This window comes from Martinezella lusitana, assembly GCF_016901135.1.
In the GTDB taxonomy this organism is placed as follows: Bacteria; Pseudomonadota; Alphaproteobacteria; order Rhizobiales; family Rhizobiaceae; genus Rhizobium; species Rhizobium lusitanum_D.
The window spans coordinates 41390-58272 of the sequence record NZ_JAFEVL010000020.1 but is presented as its reverse complement, the minus strand read 5'-3'; the positions used below and the strand labels follow the sequence as shown (position 1 = coordinate 58272).

Sequence of the window (16883 nt, the reverse complement as noted above, 5' to 3'; positions counted from 1 at the left end):
CTTCCGGATCGGGCCGATGGAACTTTATTTTAAGTTTGAAAGCAACAAGCGCCGCCTAAATTTTTTCCAAATTATGGAGTTTGGAAATTTTTGGACAAAAATGCCTTTGAATTGGTAATAATCTGGCAAAATTTTGCGCCGATTTAGCAGTTTCAGAATGATTTGACATTTTATTCTTGCAATCCGCTAACCCTCTATTGCCTCCTATCGAGGCAATACCAACAAAAATCCGCAGCCGCCGGAGGCAACTGCGGATCGAAAACATGATGGAATTCGCGAAAGGCGATCAGGCTGCGGGAACGGTGATCCGCGGCTTCTTGGCGATCGCCCGGTGATCCAGATCAGTCAGGCCGAGCAGGAAGTTGATCTGCGGGCGCGCCTTGACGAGATCGTCGATGGAATATTCCGTCAGAACATCGAAGAAAGCGTTCAAAGCCTTGCGCAGCGCCGTATTGAGACCGCAGCTATCCACCAGCGGACATTCCACCACGCCCTCTTCGAAGCATTCCGCCATGGCGAAGCTGTCTTCGGTGACACGAACAACGTCAAAAAGGCTGATAGCGGTCGCAGGCCTGCCGAGGCGCACGCCGCCGTTGCGGCCGCGTACGGTTTCGACGAGACCTGCCTTCGTCAGCGGCTGCAGAATCTTGAAGAGGAAAAGCTCGGAAACGCTGTATGCCCTGGCGATTTCCGGGATGCGGCTCAAATGGCCGTCGTTCGCGGCGCAATACATCAACATGCGCACCGCGTAATTGGTCTGTTTCGTCAAGCGCATGCCGATCTCCTGGAATCGAGGCTGCTTAGGGGGTCGATCCGTATATAGAGACTTTCTTAGTTTTGAACAATTCCAAAATATGAAATTCATATTCACGTTATTCTGACGGCGCCGACTTCCTCATCCGCCCGTCCTCGCCTGCTTCTCCTTCAGTTCCCTGGCATAATCGAGGATCGCCTGCTTGCGCTCCGGCGGACCCGGATGGGTCGACAGCATGCTGGTGTCACCATGATCATCGAGCTTCGCTTCGAGGAGATCGAAGAAGCGCGACAACGCTGCCGGATCCTTGCCGGCGGCCAGCATCAGCTCCACCGAGCGGCGATCGGCCTGCGCCTCGGCTTGCCGGGAGTAGGAAAGCGCGAGAAGGCCGCCGCCCTGTGTCAATACGTCGTGAACGCCGGAGCCGACGTCTCCGGCGATCAGCAACACGAGACCGGCGACACCCGCGGCGCTATATAGCTGGCGCAGGCTGTGCTTGTATTCGACGTGACCGATCTCATGGCCAAGCACAGCGGTGATCATCTCCTTGTCGCCGCCGGCCAGCTCGACGAGCTGATCGGTCAGGACGAGATTGCCGTCCGGCAGCGCGAAGGCGTTGGGGCCGATGAGGCCGCCATCGCGGAAATTCAGATGATAGCGGCCCGCACCGCCTTCCGCATTCGCGGCTATCCCGGCGAAATCATCGCGAATTTCCGCCTGCTGCGCCTCGGGAAGCTTGCTGGGGCCGAAGGTCACTCGATCCAATGTCTTCAGCGTTCCCGCCGACATCATCTCCGGCACCACCGGCGGCGTTACCAGGACGGCGACTTCCACGAGGGCCGGCAGGGCATAGCGATAGATGATCGAGCCCAGGACGAACACCGCCAGGGCGAAGGCGATCAGCCGGGGACGGACGATCTCGAGCCGATGAACGAAACTGCTTCGTCCTTCGCCGCGGCTTTGCAGATAGGCATCGACGGCGTCGTTATCGCGGGTTTCGAAAACCGAATCGTTTCCGAACACGATACGGCGCGGGATGGAACCGACGCGCTGACTGACGTCGATATCGGAGCGGATGCCCCAGGCAAGCCGCCTGCTCTCGTCTCCCTCTTCGTCCGACAGCACGATGAGCGATCCGCCGACATCCAGCAGCCGGGCAGGAACCTCCCGGCTGGAATGCGGCGGATGCCAGATGCCAGTGGCGATCGCTTGCGGATCAGAAGCCAAAGTCGAATCCATCGACATCGAGATATTCCGCGCTGATGGCAGTGCCGGTCGAGCTGATCTGATCGAAGACGACGCCGATTTCACCGTCGACGCTGATCGCCGTGTGTTCTGCCAAAAACCGTTGCATCTGCACCGCTGCCCACGGACGCATCAGGCCGAGCGTTACAAGCGTCAGCACCGTATTAACAACGACAACCCAAATATATTGCCGGCGGCCGAGATTGCTACGGAGCTGATGGCGATGATCGATCATTGCTGCCGACCAGATGATGTTACGGATCGAGGCCCGATAATAGAGGCCTGCGAACACATATGCGAGCAGGCCAACAACAAACCCGAAATGCACCGGACTGAGACCGGCGCCTGTCGAACTCATCGGGACGTGGCGGAAAACGCCCAAGGCGCCGGCAGCAAAACCAAGGATCGCACCACCTGCAAGAGAAAGCGCGATCATGGTGCCGAAAACCTTGTAAATCGCGCCCAATCGCGGCTCGGTCGAGAACGGTCGATCTCCATAACGCAGATTATCGAAGACGTATTTGTAGAACCAGCGGCTGGCGACCGGAGACAGCAGCCCGACCGATATTACAGTTACCAGGGTACCCAGGAAGATCGCCTTGAACGCGCCGCCATAGGTCCCGACGAAATCAAAACGCACATTGCGATAGCTCGTCACGCGCGCATTGAACCTAAGCCCGCGCATGAGAAACCATGGGAATACCACCAGCATGACAGGCCAAATCGCCAGCACCGCCAATGGCGCCACATGTGAAAGTATGTTCACCACGATGAGAAAGCCGAACACGATCAGCCGGCCGATGAGTATCTGTTTGCCCTTGGCATGATATTCGAAGCTGTGGCCCAGAAGGACCGTATTCCCATAAAAATACCGGTTGCGGCGTACCTTTGCCCAGGCCGAATAGATGCCTAGTGTCACGATCGTCAGCAGAATATTGACGATCCAGATGCCGAAATATTCGGAGGCGTTGCCCGTGAAGGAAGCCCTCTGGAAAAAGGGCCTTCCGCCCAACGGATAGCTTTGCTCGACAGTTGCCATATTGTAATCCCCTACCCCACAAGAGGACGAGCGTTTCCCAGAGACGCCTCACATGAGCACGAGCCGCGGGGAGATGTGTTGCGCATCACATCACTCGCCTTACCGTTGCACTTGAAAGCAGGAAAATAAGCGCCGATCAACGGAAAAATATCCGGCAGCAGCATTCGCCCCGCCGGGGGACAAATAGCCCGCGTAGCTGCAACCTTAATGTCACACTGGCCTGGATGCTCAGGGCGCGGAGACCCAGACGGCCATTTCGCAGCCGCCCGGCTCGCGGAAGTGAAAGCGTCGGCCACCGGGGAAATCGAAGGCGGGACGAGTTACGACACCGCCGGCGAATTCGACCGCGCGCTGGGCCTCTTCCAGATCGGTGGTGCGCACCACGGGCAGCGGCGCGCCGGCGGCTTCCCCTGCGTCCCCATCGATGCCGGCGTCTATCCCCGCCGCCTCGATAACATGGTAGGTCGGCCCGTAACTGACGAAGCTCCAATCGAAAGCTTCCTCGAAGAAGCGCCGTGTTTTCAGGCCATCCTTCGACGGAAATTCGAGATAGTCGATCTGATAGGTCACGGTCATCACGCGGCCCTCCCATTGTTCTTGTTTTGTTCTAGAGCAAAACAATGGCGTAGACAAGCTCACTCTACCCAAAACAATCGCAACAAAAAACCGCCGCCCGGCATATTTCCGGGCGGCGGTTGAAATCATTCGATAATAGCGATCCTTAATTCATCGTCGGCATGACGAATTCGGCGCCATCCTTGATGCCGGACGGCCAGCGGGCGGTGATCGTCTTGGTGCGCGTCCAGAACTTGATCGAATCTGTGCCGTGCTGATTGAGATCGCCGAAGCTGGAAGACTTCCAGCCGCCGAAGGAATGATAGGCGAGCGGAACCGGGATCGGAACGTTGATGCCGATCATGCCGATATTGATGCGCGAGGCGAAGTCGCGGGCCGCATCGCCGTCACGGGTATAGATGGCGACGCCGTTGCCATATTCATGCTTCATCGGCAGGTCGAGCGCCTCTTCATAGTTCTTTGCACGAACAACAGAGAGAACCGGCCCGAAGATCTCGGTCTTGTAGATATCCATGCTCGGCGTGACGTGGTCGAACAGCGTGCCGCCGACGAAGTAGCCGTCCTCGTATCCCTGCAGCTTGAAGCCACGGCCGTCGACGACGAGCTTGGCGCCCTCTTCGACACCGCGGTCGATCAGACCGTTGACGCGGTTATAGGCGTCCTTGGTGACGAGAGGGCCCAAATCGGCCTTGTCGTCAGTGTAGGGGCCGATGCGCAGGGATTCGATCTTCGGCACCAGCTTCTCGACGAGACGGTTGGCCGTGTCCTCGCCGACCGGCACCGCGACGGAAATCGCCATGCAGCGCTCGCCGGCCGAGCCGTAGCCGGCGCCCATCAGCGCGTTGACAGCCTGATCCATGTCTGCATCCGGCATGATGATCATGTGGTTCTTGGCGCCGCCGAAGCACTGGGCGCGCTTGCCGTTCATGGCAGCCGTGCCGTAGACGTAACGGGCGATCGGGGTGGAGCCGACGAAGGAAACGGCAGCGATATCCGGATCGGCCAGGATGGCATCGACGGCGGCCTTGTCACCGTTGACGACGTTGAGGATGCCTGCCGGCAGGCCGGCTTCGATGATCAGTTCGGCAAGACGGATCGGCAGGGAAGGATCGCGCTCGGAAGGCTTCAGGATGAAAGCGTTACCGCAGGCGATTGCCGGCGCGAACATCCACATCGGGATCATGCCCGGAAAATTGAACGGCGTGATGCCAGCGCCGATGCCGACCGGCTGGCGGATGGAATACATGTCGATCGCCGGACCGGCGCCCTCGGTGAACTCGCCCTTGGCGAGATGCGGAATGCCGCAGACGAATTCACAGACTTCCAGGCCACGGATGATGTCGCCCTTGGAATCCTCGATCGTCTTGCCGTGCTCCTTGGAGAGCATCGCGGCCAGCTCATCCATGTGCTTGTTCAGAAGCTCGACGAACTTGAAGAAGACGCGAGCGCGGCGCTGCGGGTTGGTGGCCGCCCATTTCGGCTGCGCTGCCTTGGCGTTTTCCACCGCTGCGCGGATTTCCTCGACGCTGGCGAGTGCTACCGTCGCCTGAACTTCGCCGGTTGCCGGATTGTAGACGTTGCTGGTGCGTCCGCTGGTGCCGGCGACGTGCTTGCCGCCGATGAAATGACCGATCTCTTGCATGATGTGCCTCCTCGTTTTCTTGGATGAACACAGGATCGCACTTCAATTTGCACAAATCAATCAGCTGTTATAAGCAACCGTTGTGCAAAAATTAAAGCCCTGGATGTGCATATGGATTGGGATGATGTCCGCATGTTTCTTGCCGTCGCCCGCACGGGGCAGATTCTGGCGGCCTCCAAGCGGCTCGGCGTCAACCATGCCACGCTCTCTCGGCGAGTGACGACGCTGGAGGAGCGGCTGAAGACGCGGTTGCTCGTGCGCCGCACCAATGGCTGCGAGCTGACGGCAGAGGGCGAGATCTTCCTGCATGCGGCGGAGCGCATGGAAACCGAGATGCTGCGCGCGCAGGCAAGCATCGGCCACCTCGACACCGCCATTACCGGCACGGTGCGCATCGGCGCACCGGATGGTTTCGGCGTCTCCTTCCTGGCGCCCAGGCTCGGACGGCTGATCGCGCGATATCCGGAGCTGCGCATCCAGCTCGTGCCGGTGCCTCGCTCCTTTTCGCTGTCGCAGCGCGAGGCCGATATCGCGATCACGCTGGAGCGCCCCGAGCAGGGCCGCTTGGTCTCATCGAAGCTGACGGATTACACGCTCGGCCTCTATGCCTCGAAGGCCTATCTGGAGCAGGCAGGCCTGCCCGATAGCGTGGAAGCCCTGAAGCTGCATCCGCGCATCGGCTATGTCGAAGACCTGATCTTCACCGCCTCGCTGAATTTCTCCGGCGAGATCATGCGCAGCTGGGATGCCTCTTTCGAAATCTCCACCTCCATCGGCCAGACGGAAGCGGTTCGCTCCGGCGCCGGCATCGGTATCCTGCACGATTATATCGCCAGGCAATTTCCGGAACTCACCCGCATCCTGCCCGATATCTCCATCAAACGCGCCTACTGGACTGTCTATCACGAAAGCGCCCGCGATCTCGTGCGTGTGCGCACCGTGTCGGACTTCCTGCAGGAGCTGGTCAGTGAAGAGCGGCGGATGTTCCTGTAAAGCCATGCCTGGCCCTAAGCATGTTTCGGCGGCTCCTCGTTCTCGTCGGGATTGGGCATAGGAATTTCATCCGGCAACCTGTCCGGATCCGGCTCCTCTATCGGCGGCTTCGGTGCCCAACCCGGATCGGGCATCGGTGGCGTCTCGGGAATCGGCTCGTGTGGCACGGACATGCCAGCTCCTTCTATTTCGTTGCTGATATTGGCTAACGGTCGGGAGCAGGCAGGGTTCCACAGGAAGTCTCGCAGGTCCATCATCGGAAGCCGCGACCGAAGCCGGCACCGTGTCCTCGCCTTGGAAGACTTTCGGTTTTATTTGCGCATACGGCCAGCTCGTGCATAAGTAGAGTGGCAGGCTTTCATTTCATCTGAGCAGATTCCGAGGGAGCGCTTGATGCTGAAAGGCGGGGTATTCTTCACGGCGCTTGCCGTTGGTCTCAGCGCATGCACGACTGTCGACTTTTCACAGCTTGCTCCGGCGACGCTAACCGGCAGCCTGTTTGTGATGTGGGTTGGCGAGGGTGATTCCAGCGGAGATGGCAAGTTCGTCTTCGTTCCCGATCCCGCCGATCCCTTGACGTTCCGCCGAGCTGATCGCTCTCTGCCCGGCGCCGAAATCCAGCCCGGCTTGATGTACACGGACGGGGGCTCTATTCCGAAGATCGCGCAGGTCTTCAAAGGATTGTCACCGTGGGGTTATGCGCCGGCCTACATGATCCACGACTGGCTGTTCACGGCGCACCATTGCATTGTGGATGGCGAGAATAGCAAGCGGTTCGACCAGGTACGCAACGTATCGTTCGAGGATTCCGCCAAGATACTCGGCGAGGCCATCCGGGGGATGGTGAAAGCAAACAAAGTTCAGCAGAACGATATAGCCGGAACAGCCATCACCGCCGCGGTGGGCAGCAGCATTGCCGAAAGACTCTGGAACAAACAGGGTGCCTGCACCGCCGCCAAAGTCAAACCCGAGGATATCGCCGCAGTCGAAAGCGCCATCCCTGGCACCGCGCAGCGCGCCGCGAGAAAGACATTCGGGGTTCCCCCCGAGACTCCCGCAATACCACCTCGCGGCCGCGCTACGATCGTGTCGCGGATTACATTCTAAGAACATCTCGCGGTGGATGCCAAGAAGCGCACGACACGGCGTTCAGATGAGGCCACGCTGGACAAGGGCATCCCACGGTCTAGTTATTTCAGGAACACCTTGGGGAGTAAGGATGATGAGCGAGAAAAAGAAACCGAAGCAGGCCGAGAAAGACCACAAGGAGCAGGACGACTATCTCGAGGAGGCGCTCGAGGAAACCTTTCCCGCGAGCGATCCGATCTCGCCGGGGCATGTCGTAAAGAAGCCCGAAAACAAGAAATAGCCCTCGGCCGGTGTCGGGAGAGCTATCATGTCTGATCGACCAAAGAGAGAATGGTACGGTTGGGGGGTCTCGAACCTCCGACCTCAGGTGCCACAAACCTGCGCTCTAACCAACTGAGCTACAACCGCACATGCTCGCGTCGCCGCGAACGGGGGTGACATACGAGGACTTTGAAAGTATTTCAAGTCCTATCTCCCCGCAATACAAAAAAGCTTCAAAGATATCCGGATGATGGTGCGCCGCCGGCATTTGCACGAACAGAAACCATCCCTAAACGAAAAGTCCCGCCTTCAGAGCTTTCACCTGAAAACGGGACGCTGGTGCCTTGGGAGGCTTTTGGGAAATCAGACCGTCTTGAAGGAAGCCATTGCCTTTTCAGCGGCATCCTTGGCCGGCTTTGCCAGCTTTTCGGCAACCTTCTTGGTGGTTTCCTGAATGGACTTGGCCTGTTCGATGGTGACTTCGGCCTGCTTGCGGATGAAGGAGGTCTGAAGTTCGAAGAGTTCGGCAACGGACTTGACGCGAAGCAGGGCTTCCATGTGCGCCAGCGAGCTTTCGGCATTGGTGCGCAGAACGTCGATTGCCTTGAGGCCGATCTCGACGGAGCCAGCCTGTGCGGTCTGCACGGTCGCCTCGACGGTCTTGCCGGCTTCCTCGGTGGCAGCCTTCATCTTGGCGAAGGCTTCCTTGGACTGGGCAGCACCCTTTTCCGCGAATTCGCGGAAGGATTCGGAGACCTTGGAAGGATCGAATGCAGCCGTTGAAAAAACGTCGTCTTTCTTTACAGTAGCCATGATTACGCTCCTATGTGGGTCCTCTTCGAGGCACCCTTCGTGAACTGTGTGAGGCTTATATAATATAAAAAATTGTGCAGTGCAACATATTTGTGCGGCGCACAACGCGTTAACCTTTCCGGCCGAAAGATGGGGCCTTCGCTGGACCCAAAAGCGGGGCACGGTTATTAATAAACCGTTAAAACACGAGAGGCGGTCACGCCCGCAAAACAGGTTGGAATATGCCCGCAGTTCAATATCCGTTCATTGACATTGCCGTGCATCCGCGCGTTCGGGAACGCTTTGCCCGTGGTGAAGCCATGGTGATGTTCTCGACCGGCATGGATCGCGTGCTGTGGGCCAATGGCGCCGGCGCCAACCTCTTTGGTTACGACGTCATCTATGATTTCCTCGATCAGGGACCGAAGCCCGGCGACGTCTCGTTCCGCCAGCTCGAAGCGACGGCGCGCGGACTTGGCGGCATCGGCAACCAGCGTACCTTCCTGATCCGCATGGCCTCCGGCTTCCAGCGCGCGGTCGTCAACGCGGCGGTCGAACTCATCCGAATTCAGGCGGGCGAGGAAGCGATCCTGTTTTCCTCGCCGGTCTCGGCCAAGCCGATGGCATCAGCCGAATGCGCCAAGCGCATGATCGATGGGTTCGACGACCCCGATACCCACATGGCCGTCATCGGTCGCGACGGCGAAGTGATCGCCGCATCCGCCCGCTTCGATACGCTCGGCGTCACGCCGCAGACGGCAAGAATGCTGACGACCATGGCCGGCGCGCAGCCGGACCGGTTGATCAAACGGCCGATCCCGACCGGTCGCGGCTATCTGCCGGCCGCCATCGGCAAGCTGTCGGAAATCCCCGCCCTGCACCTGCTGTTCGTCGTCGAAACCGTGCTTGGTCACCTCGATCTGACGGGCAGCGTCGGCGCCGCGGCGGCTTCGGCCGAACCACAGGCGGAAGAAGCTCGCCGGGAACTCGAAGGTGCGGCCCTGGAGGAAGCGCCCAACCCCGCTACGACAGCGCCTTTCGGCGACGTCATCGATGCGGTGGCGCATATTCAGGAACTGGACGAGACGCCGGAATATCAGGCGGGCGAGCAGCCAGAGGCGGCTCCGGCCACCGATGGCACGGCAGAGGATACGCATGCGCTGGCCCTGATGGATGGCGCAAGCGACGCCGATGTCGAAGCAGCTGCTCAATCCGACGAACCGAACATGGAAGCGGCAGATGACGGCGAAGACCATATCGCCGATGACCCAACGGACGTGAGCGCCGAGCCGGCCGCCCCGCCCGAAGCGCCCGCCGCCGAAGATGATCATCCGGAAAGCTTCACCTTCACGCGCAACGGCCGCGCTACCCGCTTCGTGTGGAAGATTGATGCCGCAGGCCACTTCAGCGAGGTTTCGCGTGAGTTCGCCGATGCTGTGGGACCGCACGCGGCGCAGCTTGCAGGCGCCGCCTTTACCGATGTCGCCGCCCGCTTCAATCTCGATCCGGACGGCAAGATCGCCGAACTGCTGGCGCGGCGCGACACCTGGTCGGGTCGGACGATCTATTGGCCGGTGGAAGGCACGGGCCTGATGGTGCCGGTCGACCTGGCGGCCTTACCGACCTATACGCGCAGCCGCGAATTCGACGGCTTCAGAGGCTTCGGCGTGGTCCGTCTGGCGGATACCATCGAAGATCCGATGAAGCGTGGTATGATCCTGGGCGCGCAGGACGACCAGTCCACGCCGCCTGCCGCTATCGATCAGACGGCGGAGATGGAAGAGGCGGCGACCGAACATCCAGCTCTCGAGCAGGAAGAGGCAGCCGCGACCGAACAGGCCGAAGATATTGGCCATGCAACGATTGAAGACGCCCCCGCCACAAGCGAGGAGCCACCCGCTCTGCAGATCGCCGACACACCGAACCGCCGCGAGTCGGACAAGGTCATCCGGCTCTACGAGCGCCGTCCGCTGACACCGGCCGGCCTTTCAGCCAGCGAGCAGGCCGCCTTCAGGGAAATCGCTCGGCAGCTCGAACCCTTCGGCAAACGCACTGAGCCACCCGCCGAGCAATCTGAGGAAAGCGTCGATATCGCGCCGCAACCGAACGCGGCCGACGAAATCCTGTCCGACGCGGCCGAAACGGCTGTCGGAAATGACAATGTCGACGCTCAGCATGCCGACCTTGCGGCAGAAGCGAGCGCATTGCCATCCGAACCGACCCAGGAACCCTCCGAAGCTACGGGGGAGCCGGGCGATGCCGCCACCGGCAATGCTCCCGGCGAAACGCCGGCCGCGTCAGCCGAGCCGGAAGAGGATTTCGATCCGCTGGATGTTCTAAGCACCGCCATTCCGTCGCGCATAAAAATGCACACCGGCCTGTCGGCTGAGATTGTTGATCAGTTGCCGCTGGCCGTTCTCGTTCATGCCGGCGATCGGTTGATCCATGGCAATCCGGAATTGCTGCGGCTGACCGGCTACGAGAGCCTGGCGGATCTGGAGCGGGTCGGCGGTCTGGATGCGCTCCTGCAGCGCAACGATCTCGAAGGCAAGACCGAGCAGCCGGGCACGATGATGGTCGTGCGCGCCGACGATGCGTTGGTGCCGGTCACCGCACGGCTGCAATCGATCCGCTGGGAGGACGGCACCGCCTTGATGCTGGCACTGATGCCCGTGGAAAGGAATGAGCCGACCGCCCCGCCGCAACCGGTTGCCGAGGAAGCCCGCCCCGAACGCATCCTCGAAAAGGTCGCAAAGCTGCAGGTCGAGATCGAGGAACTGCGCTCGACGCTGGAAACGGCGACCGACGGGGTGATCATCATCGGCCAGGAGGGCGAGATCCGCTCGGTGAACCGCTCGGCAAGCGCGCTCTTCAACTATGACGACCAGGAAACCCGCGGCAAACCTTTCACCATGCTGTTTGCCCATGAAAGCCAGAGGGCGGTGCTCGATTATCTCGGCGGCCTTTCCGGCCACGGCGTCGCCAGCGTGCTCAACGACGGCCGCGAAGTGATCGGCCGCGAGGCGTCTGGCGGCTTCGTGCCGCTGTTCATGACCATGGGCCGGCTCAACTCCTCCAACGGCTACTGCGCCGTCATCCGCGACATCACGCAATGGAAGCGGACTGAAGAAGAGCTGCGCAACGCCAAGCGCGCGGCCGAAACCGCCAATGCCCACAAGACGGATTTCCTCGCCCGCGTCAGCCACGAGATCCGCACGCCGCTCAATGCCATCATCGGCTTTTCGGACATGATGGCCGGCGAGCGTTTCGGGCCGATCGGCCACTCGCGCTATATCGAATATGCGACCGATATCGGCCGATCCGGCCGGCATGTGCTCGACATCGTCAACGATCTGCTCGACATCTCCAAGATCGAGGCCGGCGAGATGGATCTGGAATTCGCGTCGGTCGGCCTGAACGAGGCGATCACCGAGTCCGTCTCGCTGGTGCAGCCACAGGCCAACAGCCAGCGCGTCATCATCCGCACCGCGCTGTCGCAAGCCGTGCCGAATGTTGTGGCCGACCAGCGTTCGATCAAGCAGATCGCGCTGAATATCCTGTCCAACGCCATCCGCTTCACGCCTTCAGGCGGCCAGATTGTCGTCTCGACCTCCTATGAAGGCAATGGCAGCGTTGTCTTGCGCATCCGGGACACGGGCGTCGGCATGACGCGCTCGGAACTGGAACAGGCCATGAAACCTTTCCGACAGGTCTCGACCAATTCCCGCAAGCGCGGCGACGGCACCGGCCTCGGCCTGCCGCTGACGAAAGCCATGGTCGACGCCAACCGCGCGAGCTTCTCGATCAACTCCGCGCCCAATGAGGGAACGCTGGTGGAAATCACCTTCCCGTCGCCGAGGGTGCTGGCGAATTAGGTTTTAATCAGTGAAATTGGGCGACATGTTGCCGCAAATTCGGAGCCCTATCTCGCCCTTGGCGGGCGAGAAAGCAATTTCACTGGTTTAGGAATTGCGATATCGAGGGCTCAGCATATTCGAGGCTCAGCGCAATTTCTAAGCCATTGAAATTTCCAGAGCGGGGGTCGCATTCTTGCTTAAATCATTCCGAGGGTTGGTGCGTCCCTGCCTACCCCCGCCCTTGCAAAATCTAGCAGTTAGCCTTGCGGCTAAATGCTGATTTTGCTTTCCCGCCCGCAAGGGGCGGGATAAACCAAGGCTATTCCCCCCGAACCTTCGCCACCTTGCGCTTGGCCCGCGAATTCGGCTTGCCGGGCGCCGGGGCTGCATCGCTCTTGGCGAAATGCGGTTTGCCGGGCTTCTTCACCCAAGGCTTCTTATCCTGGCGTTCAGAAGTAACGCCCTCGCCTGCCTGCGCCCGTTCCGGCTTGCGGTCGGATTTCCATTTCGGCTTGCCGCCCTCCTGCGGGCGGGCGCCCTTGTCGGCGAAGGGCTTCTTTTTCTCGAAAGTCCCTTCTCGCCTGGCTTGCTGGAAATCCGGTACTCCGGCGAGCGGCTTCACACGGATGCCTCTTTCCAGCGTCTTGTCAGGCCCAATGGCTGCAAGGAAGCGTTCGGCGCCTTCCTGTGAAAATTCGACGAAGGTTTCCTCCGGCTGCATCTTGATCGCGCCGATGTCGCGCTTGGTCAGGTTGCCGTTGCGGCAGAGCATCGGGATCAGCCAACGCGGCTCGGCATTCTGCTTGCGTCCCACAGAGAGCGACACCCAGACGCCGTCGGTGAAATCGTTACGGCCATCGCCATCACGAAAAGCCGGCGCATCATCGCGTGACACGGGGAAATCGTCGCGGCGGGGCTTCCTCCGTTCGCCTTCAGCGGGCACGTCCTGCAGGTCCTCCGGCGCGGAATGGCCGGCGCGGTATTGTCGCAGGAAGGCTGCCGCGACTTGTTCGGCGCCGTGGCTCTGCAACAGCTGCTGAACCAATGACTGCTCATCGTCACCCAACGGCGCGGAGAAAATCGGATCGGCGAGAAGACGCTCGTCATCGCGTCGGCTGACTTCGTCGGCGGACGGCGGCTTCGCCCAGGTGGCGCGCAGGCGAGCGGCCTCCAGCAGGCGTTCGGTGCGGCGGCGAGCGCTGAGCGGCACGATCAGGGCGCTGACGCCCTTGCGGCCGGCACGGCCGGTGCGGCCGCTTCGATGCAGCAGCGTTTCCGGATTGGTCGGTATGTCAGCGTGAATCACCAGATCGAGGCCCGGCAGGTCGATACCGCGGGCAGCGACGTCGGTCGCAATGCAGACGCGGGCGCGGCCGTCGCGCATGGCCTGCAGTGCATGCGTACGCTCGCTCTGGCTAAGCTCACCCGACAGGGCGACGACGGAGAAGCCGCGATTGTTGAAGCGCGCCGTCAGATGGTTGACGGCTGCACGCGTCGAGCAGAAGACGATGGCATTCTGCGCTTCGTAGTAGCGCAGAACGTTGATGATGGCGTTTTCCCTGTCGCTCGGCGCGACCGTCAGGGCGCGGTATTCGATATCGACGTGCTGCTTGGTTTCCGAAGCCGTGGCGATACGCACGGCGTCACGCTGGTAATTCTCGGCAAGCTTGGCGATCGAGCGCGGCACGGTCGCCGAAAACATCAGCGTCCGCCGCTCGGCCGGCGACGTTTCCAGGATGAATTCGAGGTCCTCGCGGAAGCCGAGATCGAGCATCTCGTCGGCTTCATCCAGTACGACGGCCTTCAGCTCGGAAATATCGAGCGAATGACGGCGGATATGGTCGCAAAGGCGGCCCGGCGTGCCGACGACAATGTGCGCGCCGCGCTCCAGCGCCCGCTTTTCGGTGCGCATGTCCATGCCACCGACGCAGGAGACAATGGTGGCGCCCGTCAATTCATAGAGCCATTCCAGCTCGCGCTGGACCTGTAGCGCCAGTTCACGGGTGGGCGCGATCGCCAAAGCCAGCGGCGTGCCGGCGCGGCCGAAGCGCTCCGCGCCCTCCAGCAGGGTTGGGGCCAGCGCCAGGCCAAAGGCTACCGTCTTGCCGGAGCCGGTCTGGGCCGATACCAGCGCGTCCTTGCCGGCAAGGTCGGGATCGAGCATGGCCTTTTGCACCGGCGTCAGCACTTCGTAACCGCGCTTCGCCAAAGCCTGGGCAATCGCAGGAACGATGCCTTCGAATTCGGTCATAGTTTGTCTTTCGGAATTCTTCGCGTGCCAAGCGGCACGGATCATCGTGGCCCGCACGTCGCAGGCCTCTTCTTCAAGCCTGCACATACTTGGTCGGTAGGCCAATGTACAGAGCGGGCGCGTATTTGCGTGCGGCGGAACGAAAAAAAGGCAGCGAACGCGCTGCCTTTGAAGTTGATGCTGCCTAACGAAAGCTCGAGTCGGTTAACTTCATGTCTCGGGAGCCAGGGGTAGCTCCAATCCGCTCATAGCTCATGCGAACGGTCTCAAGTTGGCTTTTACCTTTGACCAATCTTTCTTAACGCGCGGTTAGCAGAGGGAGGTCATCGTTTGCCCATCAGTTTTAGGGTACGGCTCAATTCTTCAGCTCCTCCAGCCCGGCGAAGAGATCCAATGCTTCCGGATTGGCAAGCGCTTCCTTGTTCTTGACGGGCCGGCCATGCACGACATCGCGCACCGCAAGCTCGACGATCTTGCCGGATTTCGTGCGCGGAATATCGGCAACGGCGATGATCTTGGCCGGCACGTGGCGCGGCGAGGCTCCGGTGCGAATAAGCGTCTTCATCGCCTTGACCAGGTCCTCCGTCAGCGCGGCGCCGGCGGCGAGGCGGACGAAAAGTACGACACGGACATCGTCGTCCCAATCCTGGCCAATGCAAAGCGCCTCCAGAACCTCCGGAATCTGCTCGACCTGATTGTAGATCTCGGCCGTGCCGATGCGCACGCCGCCGGGATTGAGCGTCGCGTCAGAGCGGCCGTGAATGATCAGGCCGTCGTGCTCGGTCCATTCGGCGAAGTCGCCATGGCACCAGACATTGTCGAAACGCTCGAAATAGGCGGCATGATATTTGGCGCGCTCTGGATCATTCCAGAACATGACCGGCATCGAGGGAAAGGCCTTGGCGCAGACCAGCTCACCCTTCTCGCCGCGCACCGGCTTGCCGTCCTCGTTCCAGACGTCGACGGCAAGGCCGAGGCCAGGTCCCTGGATCTCGCCGCGCCAGACAGGCTGCAGCGGATTGCCGAGCACGAAGCAGGAGACGATATCGGTGCCGCCGGAGATGGAGGCCAGCTGGACATCATCCTTGATGCCTTCATAGACGAAGGAGAAACCTTCCGGCGACAGCGGCGAGCCGGTGGAGGTCATCAACCGCAGGCTTGAAAGATCATGCGACGTCTTCGGGGTCAGGCCGCTCTTGCGAACGGCATCGATATATTTGGCCGACGTCCCGAACACGGCGAACTTCTCTTCCTGCGCATAGTCGAACAGGATGTTGCCGTCGGGCGCAAAGGGCGAACCATCGTAGAGGCAGAGCGTCGCGCCGGCGGCAAGCCCGGTCACGAGCCAGTTCCACATCATCCAGCCGCAGGTGGTGAAATAGAAGACCTTTTCGCCGGGAACGACGCTGCAATGCAGCCGATGCTCCTTGATCAGCTGCAGAAGCGCGCCGCCGGTGGAATGGACGATGCATTTCGGCACGCCGGTCGTGCCAGAGGAAAACAGGATGAACAGCGGATGGGAGAAGGGCACCGCGACGAACTCGACCGCCTTCGCCTCGAATGGCGCGACAAACTCATCGAGGGTTCGCGCGCCAGGCGTAGGCACCACGACCGCGTCGGCGCTGCCGGCATAGGGCACGACGAGGGTGGGCACATTCAACCGCTGCGCAATGGCGCTGACCTTCGACGTGACATCCTGCAGCTTGCCGCCATACCAATAGCCGCTGCAGGCGATGAAAAGCTTCGGCTCGATCTGGCCGAACCGATCCATGACGCCCTGCTCACCGAAATCGGGAGAGCAGGAGGACCAGATCGCGCCGATCGACGCGGCCGCCAGCATGCAGGCGATGGTTTCAGGCATGTTCGGCATCATTGCCGCCACGCGATCGCCCTTGCCGATGCCGAGGGCGCGGTAGGCCTGCTGCAGGCGCGATACCATCGCCGCCAGCCGATCCCACGACCAGCGATCGCGCACCTTGTCCTCGCCCCAGAACACCAGCGCATCGCCCTCGCCGCTCCTCGACAGCAGGTTCTCGGCGAAATTCAGTTCGGCATCGGGAAAGAAGCGGGCTTCCAGCATGAGGTCGCCGTTGATCAGCGCCCTCTCCCCACGTTCTCCCTTGATGCCGCAGAAATCCCAGACCGCTGTCCAGAAGTTCTCACGGTCGGCGATGGACCAGGCATGCAGACCGCCGAAATCGGACATTGACAGGCCGAAACGCTGGTTGCATTCCTGCATGAAGGAAAACATCGGGCTCTGGCGACGAAATTCTTCCGATGGCGTCCAGAGCAGCTGTTGATCGTGCATATTTCTCTCCCCCTCTTTTCGACGTATATAGCAATGCTGCAGTGCATTATAAAGTCACGGAGTCGTGGGCATTTCC

13 protein-coding genes and 1 tRNA gene are annotated in these 16883 nt (G+C 60.7%); 4 read left to right on the top strand and 10 right to left on the bottom strand.

The features are described from left to right. Positions 1 to 286: 286 nt before the first annotated feature. From rirA to JTP94_RS07385, 5 genes are all read right to left on the bottom strand, one after another. Positions 287 to 775 carry an iron-responsive transcriptional regulator RirA gene (rirA, locus tag JTP94_RS07405; RefSeq protein ID WP_204849890.1) on the bottom strand — a complete coding sequence of 163 codons (489 nt, stop codon included), beginning with the start codon at positions 773 to 775 and terminating at the stop codon, positions 287 to 289. A gap of 120 nt (positions 776 to 895) precedes the next feature. Further along, positions 896 to 1999, bottom strand: coding sequence for a M48 family metallopeptidase (locus tag JTP94_RS07400; protein WP_204849889.1), 1104 nt, complete (start codon positions 1997 to 1999; stop codon positions 896 to 898). Beyond that, a complete protein-coding gene (locus JTP94_RS07395; RefSeq protein WP_204849888.1) occupies positions 1971 to 3038 on the bottom strand; it encodes a YjgN family protein in 1068 nt (355 codons plus the stop codon). Before JTP94_RS07395 ends, JTP94_RS07400 begins: the two co-directional genes overlap by 29 nt. A gap of 228 nt (positions 3039 to 3266) precedes the next feature. Further along, positions 3267 to 3614 carry a VOC family protein gene (locus JTP94_RS07390; RefSeq protein ID WP_204849887.1) on the bottom strand — a complete coding sequence of 116 codons (348 nt, stop codon included), beginning with the start codon at positions 3612 to 3614 and terminating at the stop codon, positions 3267 to 3269. Between the two features lie 145 nt (positions 3615 to 3759). Continuing rightward, positions 3760 to 5256, bottom strand: a complete 1497-nt coding sequence (locus tag JTP94_RS07385; RefSeq protein ID WP_204849886.1) for a CoA-acylating methylmalonate-semialdehyde dehydrogenase — start codon at positions 5254 to 5256, stop codon at positions 3760 to 3762. Between the two features lie 111 nt (positions 5257 to 5367). On the opposite strand from JTP94_RS07385, the gene JTP94_RS07380 reads away from it, so the two are divergent. After that, on the top strand, positions 5368 to 6249 hold the full coding sequence (locus JTP94_RS07380) for a LysR family transcriptional regulator (protein WP_204849885.1): 882 nt from the start codon (positions 5368 to 5370) through the stop codon (positions 6247 to 6249). 14 nt (positions 6250 to 6263) lie between these two features. Here the strand turns inward: JTP94_RS07380 and JTP94_RS07375 are convergent, their stop codons facing one another. Then, the gene (locus tag JTP94_RS07375; RefSeq protein WP_204849884.1) at positions 6264 to 6422 is read right to left on the bottom strand and encodes a hypothetical protein; all 159 of its coding nucleotides are present in this window, start codon (positions 6420 to 6422) and stop codon (positions 6264 to 6266) included. 220 nt (positions 6423 to 6642) lie between these two features. On the opposite strand from JTP94_RS07375, the gene JTP94_RS07370 reads away from it, so the two are divergent. Together JTP94_RS07370 and JTP94_RS07365 are read left to right on the top strand one after the other, a co-directional pair. Continuing rightward, the gene (locus JTP94_RS07370; RefSeq protein ID WP_204849883.1) at positions 6643 to 7356 is read left to right on the top strand and encodes a hypothetical protein; all 714 of its coding nucleotides are present in this window, start codon (positions 6643 to 6645) and stop codon (positions 7354 to 7356) included. Positions 7357 to 7471: 115 nt separating this feature from the next. Continuing rightward, positions 7472 to 7618, top strand: coding sequence for a hypothetical protein (locus tag JTP94_RS07365; protein ID WP_162183873.1), 147 nt, complete (start codon positions 7472 to 7474; stop codon positions 7616 to 7618). A 51-nt stretch (positions 7619 to 7669) separates the two neighbouring features. On the opposite strand, the gene JTP94_RS07360 is transcribed toward JTP94_RS07365, so the two are convergent. Together JTP94_RS07360 and JTP94_RS07355 are read right to left on the bottom strand one after the other, a co-directional pair. Continuing rightward, a tRNA-His gene (locus JTP94_RS07360) sits at positions 7670 to 7746 on the bottom strand. Positions 7747 to 7962: 216 nt separating this feature from the next. Further along, the gene (locus JTP94_RS07355) at positions 7963 to 8412 is read right to left on the bottom strand and encodes a phasin (RefSeq protein ID WP_204849882.1); all 450 of its coding nucleotides are present in this window, start codon (positions 8410 to 8412) and stop codon (positions 7963 to 7965) included. A 221-nt stretch (positions 8413 to 8633) separates the two neighbouring features. On the opposite strand from JTP94_RS07355, the gene JTP94_RS07350 reads away from it, so the two are divergent. Continuing rightward, positions 8634 to 12266, top strand: a complete 3633-nt coding sequence (locus tag JTP94_RS07350) for an ATP-binding protein (protein WP_204849881.1) — start codon at positions 8634 to 8636, stop codon at positions 12264 to 12266. Between the two features lie 301 nt (positions 12267 to 12567). On the opposite strand, the gene JTP94_RS07345 is transcribed toward JTP94_RS07350, so the two are convergent. Together JTP94_RS07345 and JTP94_RS07340 are read right to left on the bottom strand one after the other, a co-directional pair. Beyond that, on the bottom strand, positions 12568 to 14499 hold the full coding sequence (locus JTP94_RS07345) for a DEAD/DEAH box helicase (protein ID WP_204849880.1): 1932 nt from the start codon (positions 14497 to 14499) through the stop codon (positions 12568 to 12570). A 355-nt stretch (positions 14500 to 14854) separates the two neighbouring features. Continuing rightward, the gene (locus tag JTP94_RS07340) at positions 14855 to 16807 is read right to left on the bottom strand and encodes an acetoacetate--CoA ligase (RefSeq protein ID WP_204849879.1); all 1953 of its coding nucleotides are present in this window, start codon (positions 16805 to 16807) and stop codon (positions 14855 to 14857) included. Positions 16808 to 16883: the final 76 nt, after the last annotated feature.

Excerpts from the sequence above, each read along its gene's own strand:
- JTP94_RS07385 (WP_204849886.1), bottom strand. The coding sequence starts at position 5,256 with ATGCAAGAGATCGGTCATTTCATCGGCGGCAAGCACGTCGCCGGCACC.
- JTP94_RS07340 (WP_204849879.1), bottom strand. The coding sequence starts at position 16,807 with ATGCACGATCAACAGCTGCTCTGGACGCCATCGGAAGAATTTCGTCGC.
- JTP94_RS07375 (WP_204849884.1), bottom strand. The coding sequence starts at position 6,422 with ATGTCCGTGCCACACGAGCCGATTCCCGAGACGCCACCGATGCCCGAT.
- JTP94_RS07380 (WP_204849885.1), top strand. The coding sequence starts at position 5,368 with ATGGATTGGGATGATGTCCGCATGTTTCTTGCCGTCGCCCGCACGGGG.
- JTP94_RS07395 (WP_204849888.1), bottom strand. The coding sequence starts at position 3,038 with ATGGCAACTGTCGAGCAAAGCTATCCGTTGGGCGGAAGGCCCTTTTTC.
- JTP94_RS07370 (WP_204849883.1), top strand. The coding sequence starts at position 6,643 with ATGCTGAAAGGCGGGGTATTCTTCACGGCGCTTGCCGTTGGTCTCAGC.
- rirA (WP_204849890.1), bottom strand. The coding sequence starts at position 775 with ATGCGCTTGACGAAACAGACCAATTACGCGGTGCGCATGTTGATGTAT.
- JTP94_RS07400 (WP_204849889.1), bottom strand. The coding sequence starts at position 1,999 with ATGTCGATGGATTCGACTTTGGCTTCTGATCCGCAAGCGATCGCCACT.
- JTP94_RS07365 (WP_162183873.1), top strand. The coding sequence starts at position 7,472 with ATGAGCGAGAAAAAGAAACCGAAGCAGGCCGAGAAAGACCACAAGGAG.
- JTP94_RS07350 (WP_204849881.1), top strand. The coding sequence starts at position 8,634 with ATGCCCGCAGTTCAATATCCGTTCATTGACATTGCCGTGCATCCGCGC.
- JTP94_RS07355 (WP_204849882.1), bottom strand. The coding sequence starts at position 8,412 with ATGGCTACTGTAAAGAAAGACGACGTTTTTTCAACGGCTGCATTCGAT.
- JTP94_RS07390 (WP_204849887.1), bottom strand. The coding sequence starts at position 3,614 with ATGACCGTGACCTATCAGATCGACTATCTCGAATTTCCGTCGAAGGAT.
- JTP94_RS07345 (WP_204849880.1), bottom strand. The coding sequence starts at position 14,499 with ATGACCGAATTCGAAGGCATCGTTCCTGCGATTGCCCAGGCTTTGGCG.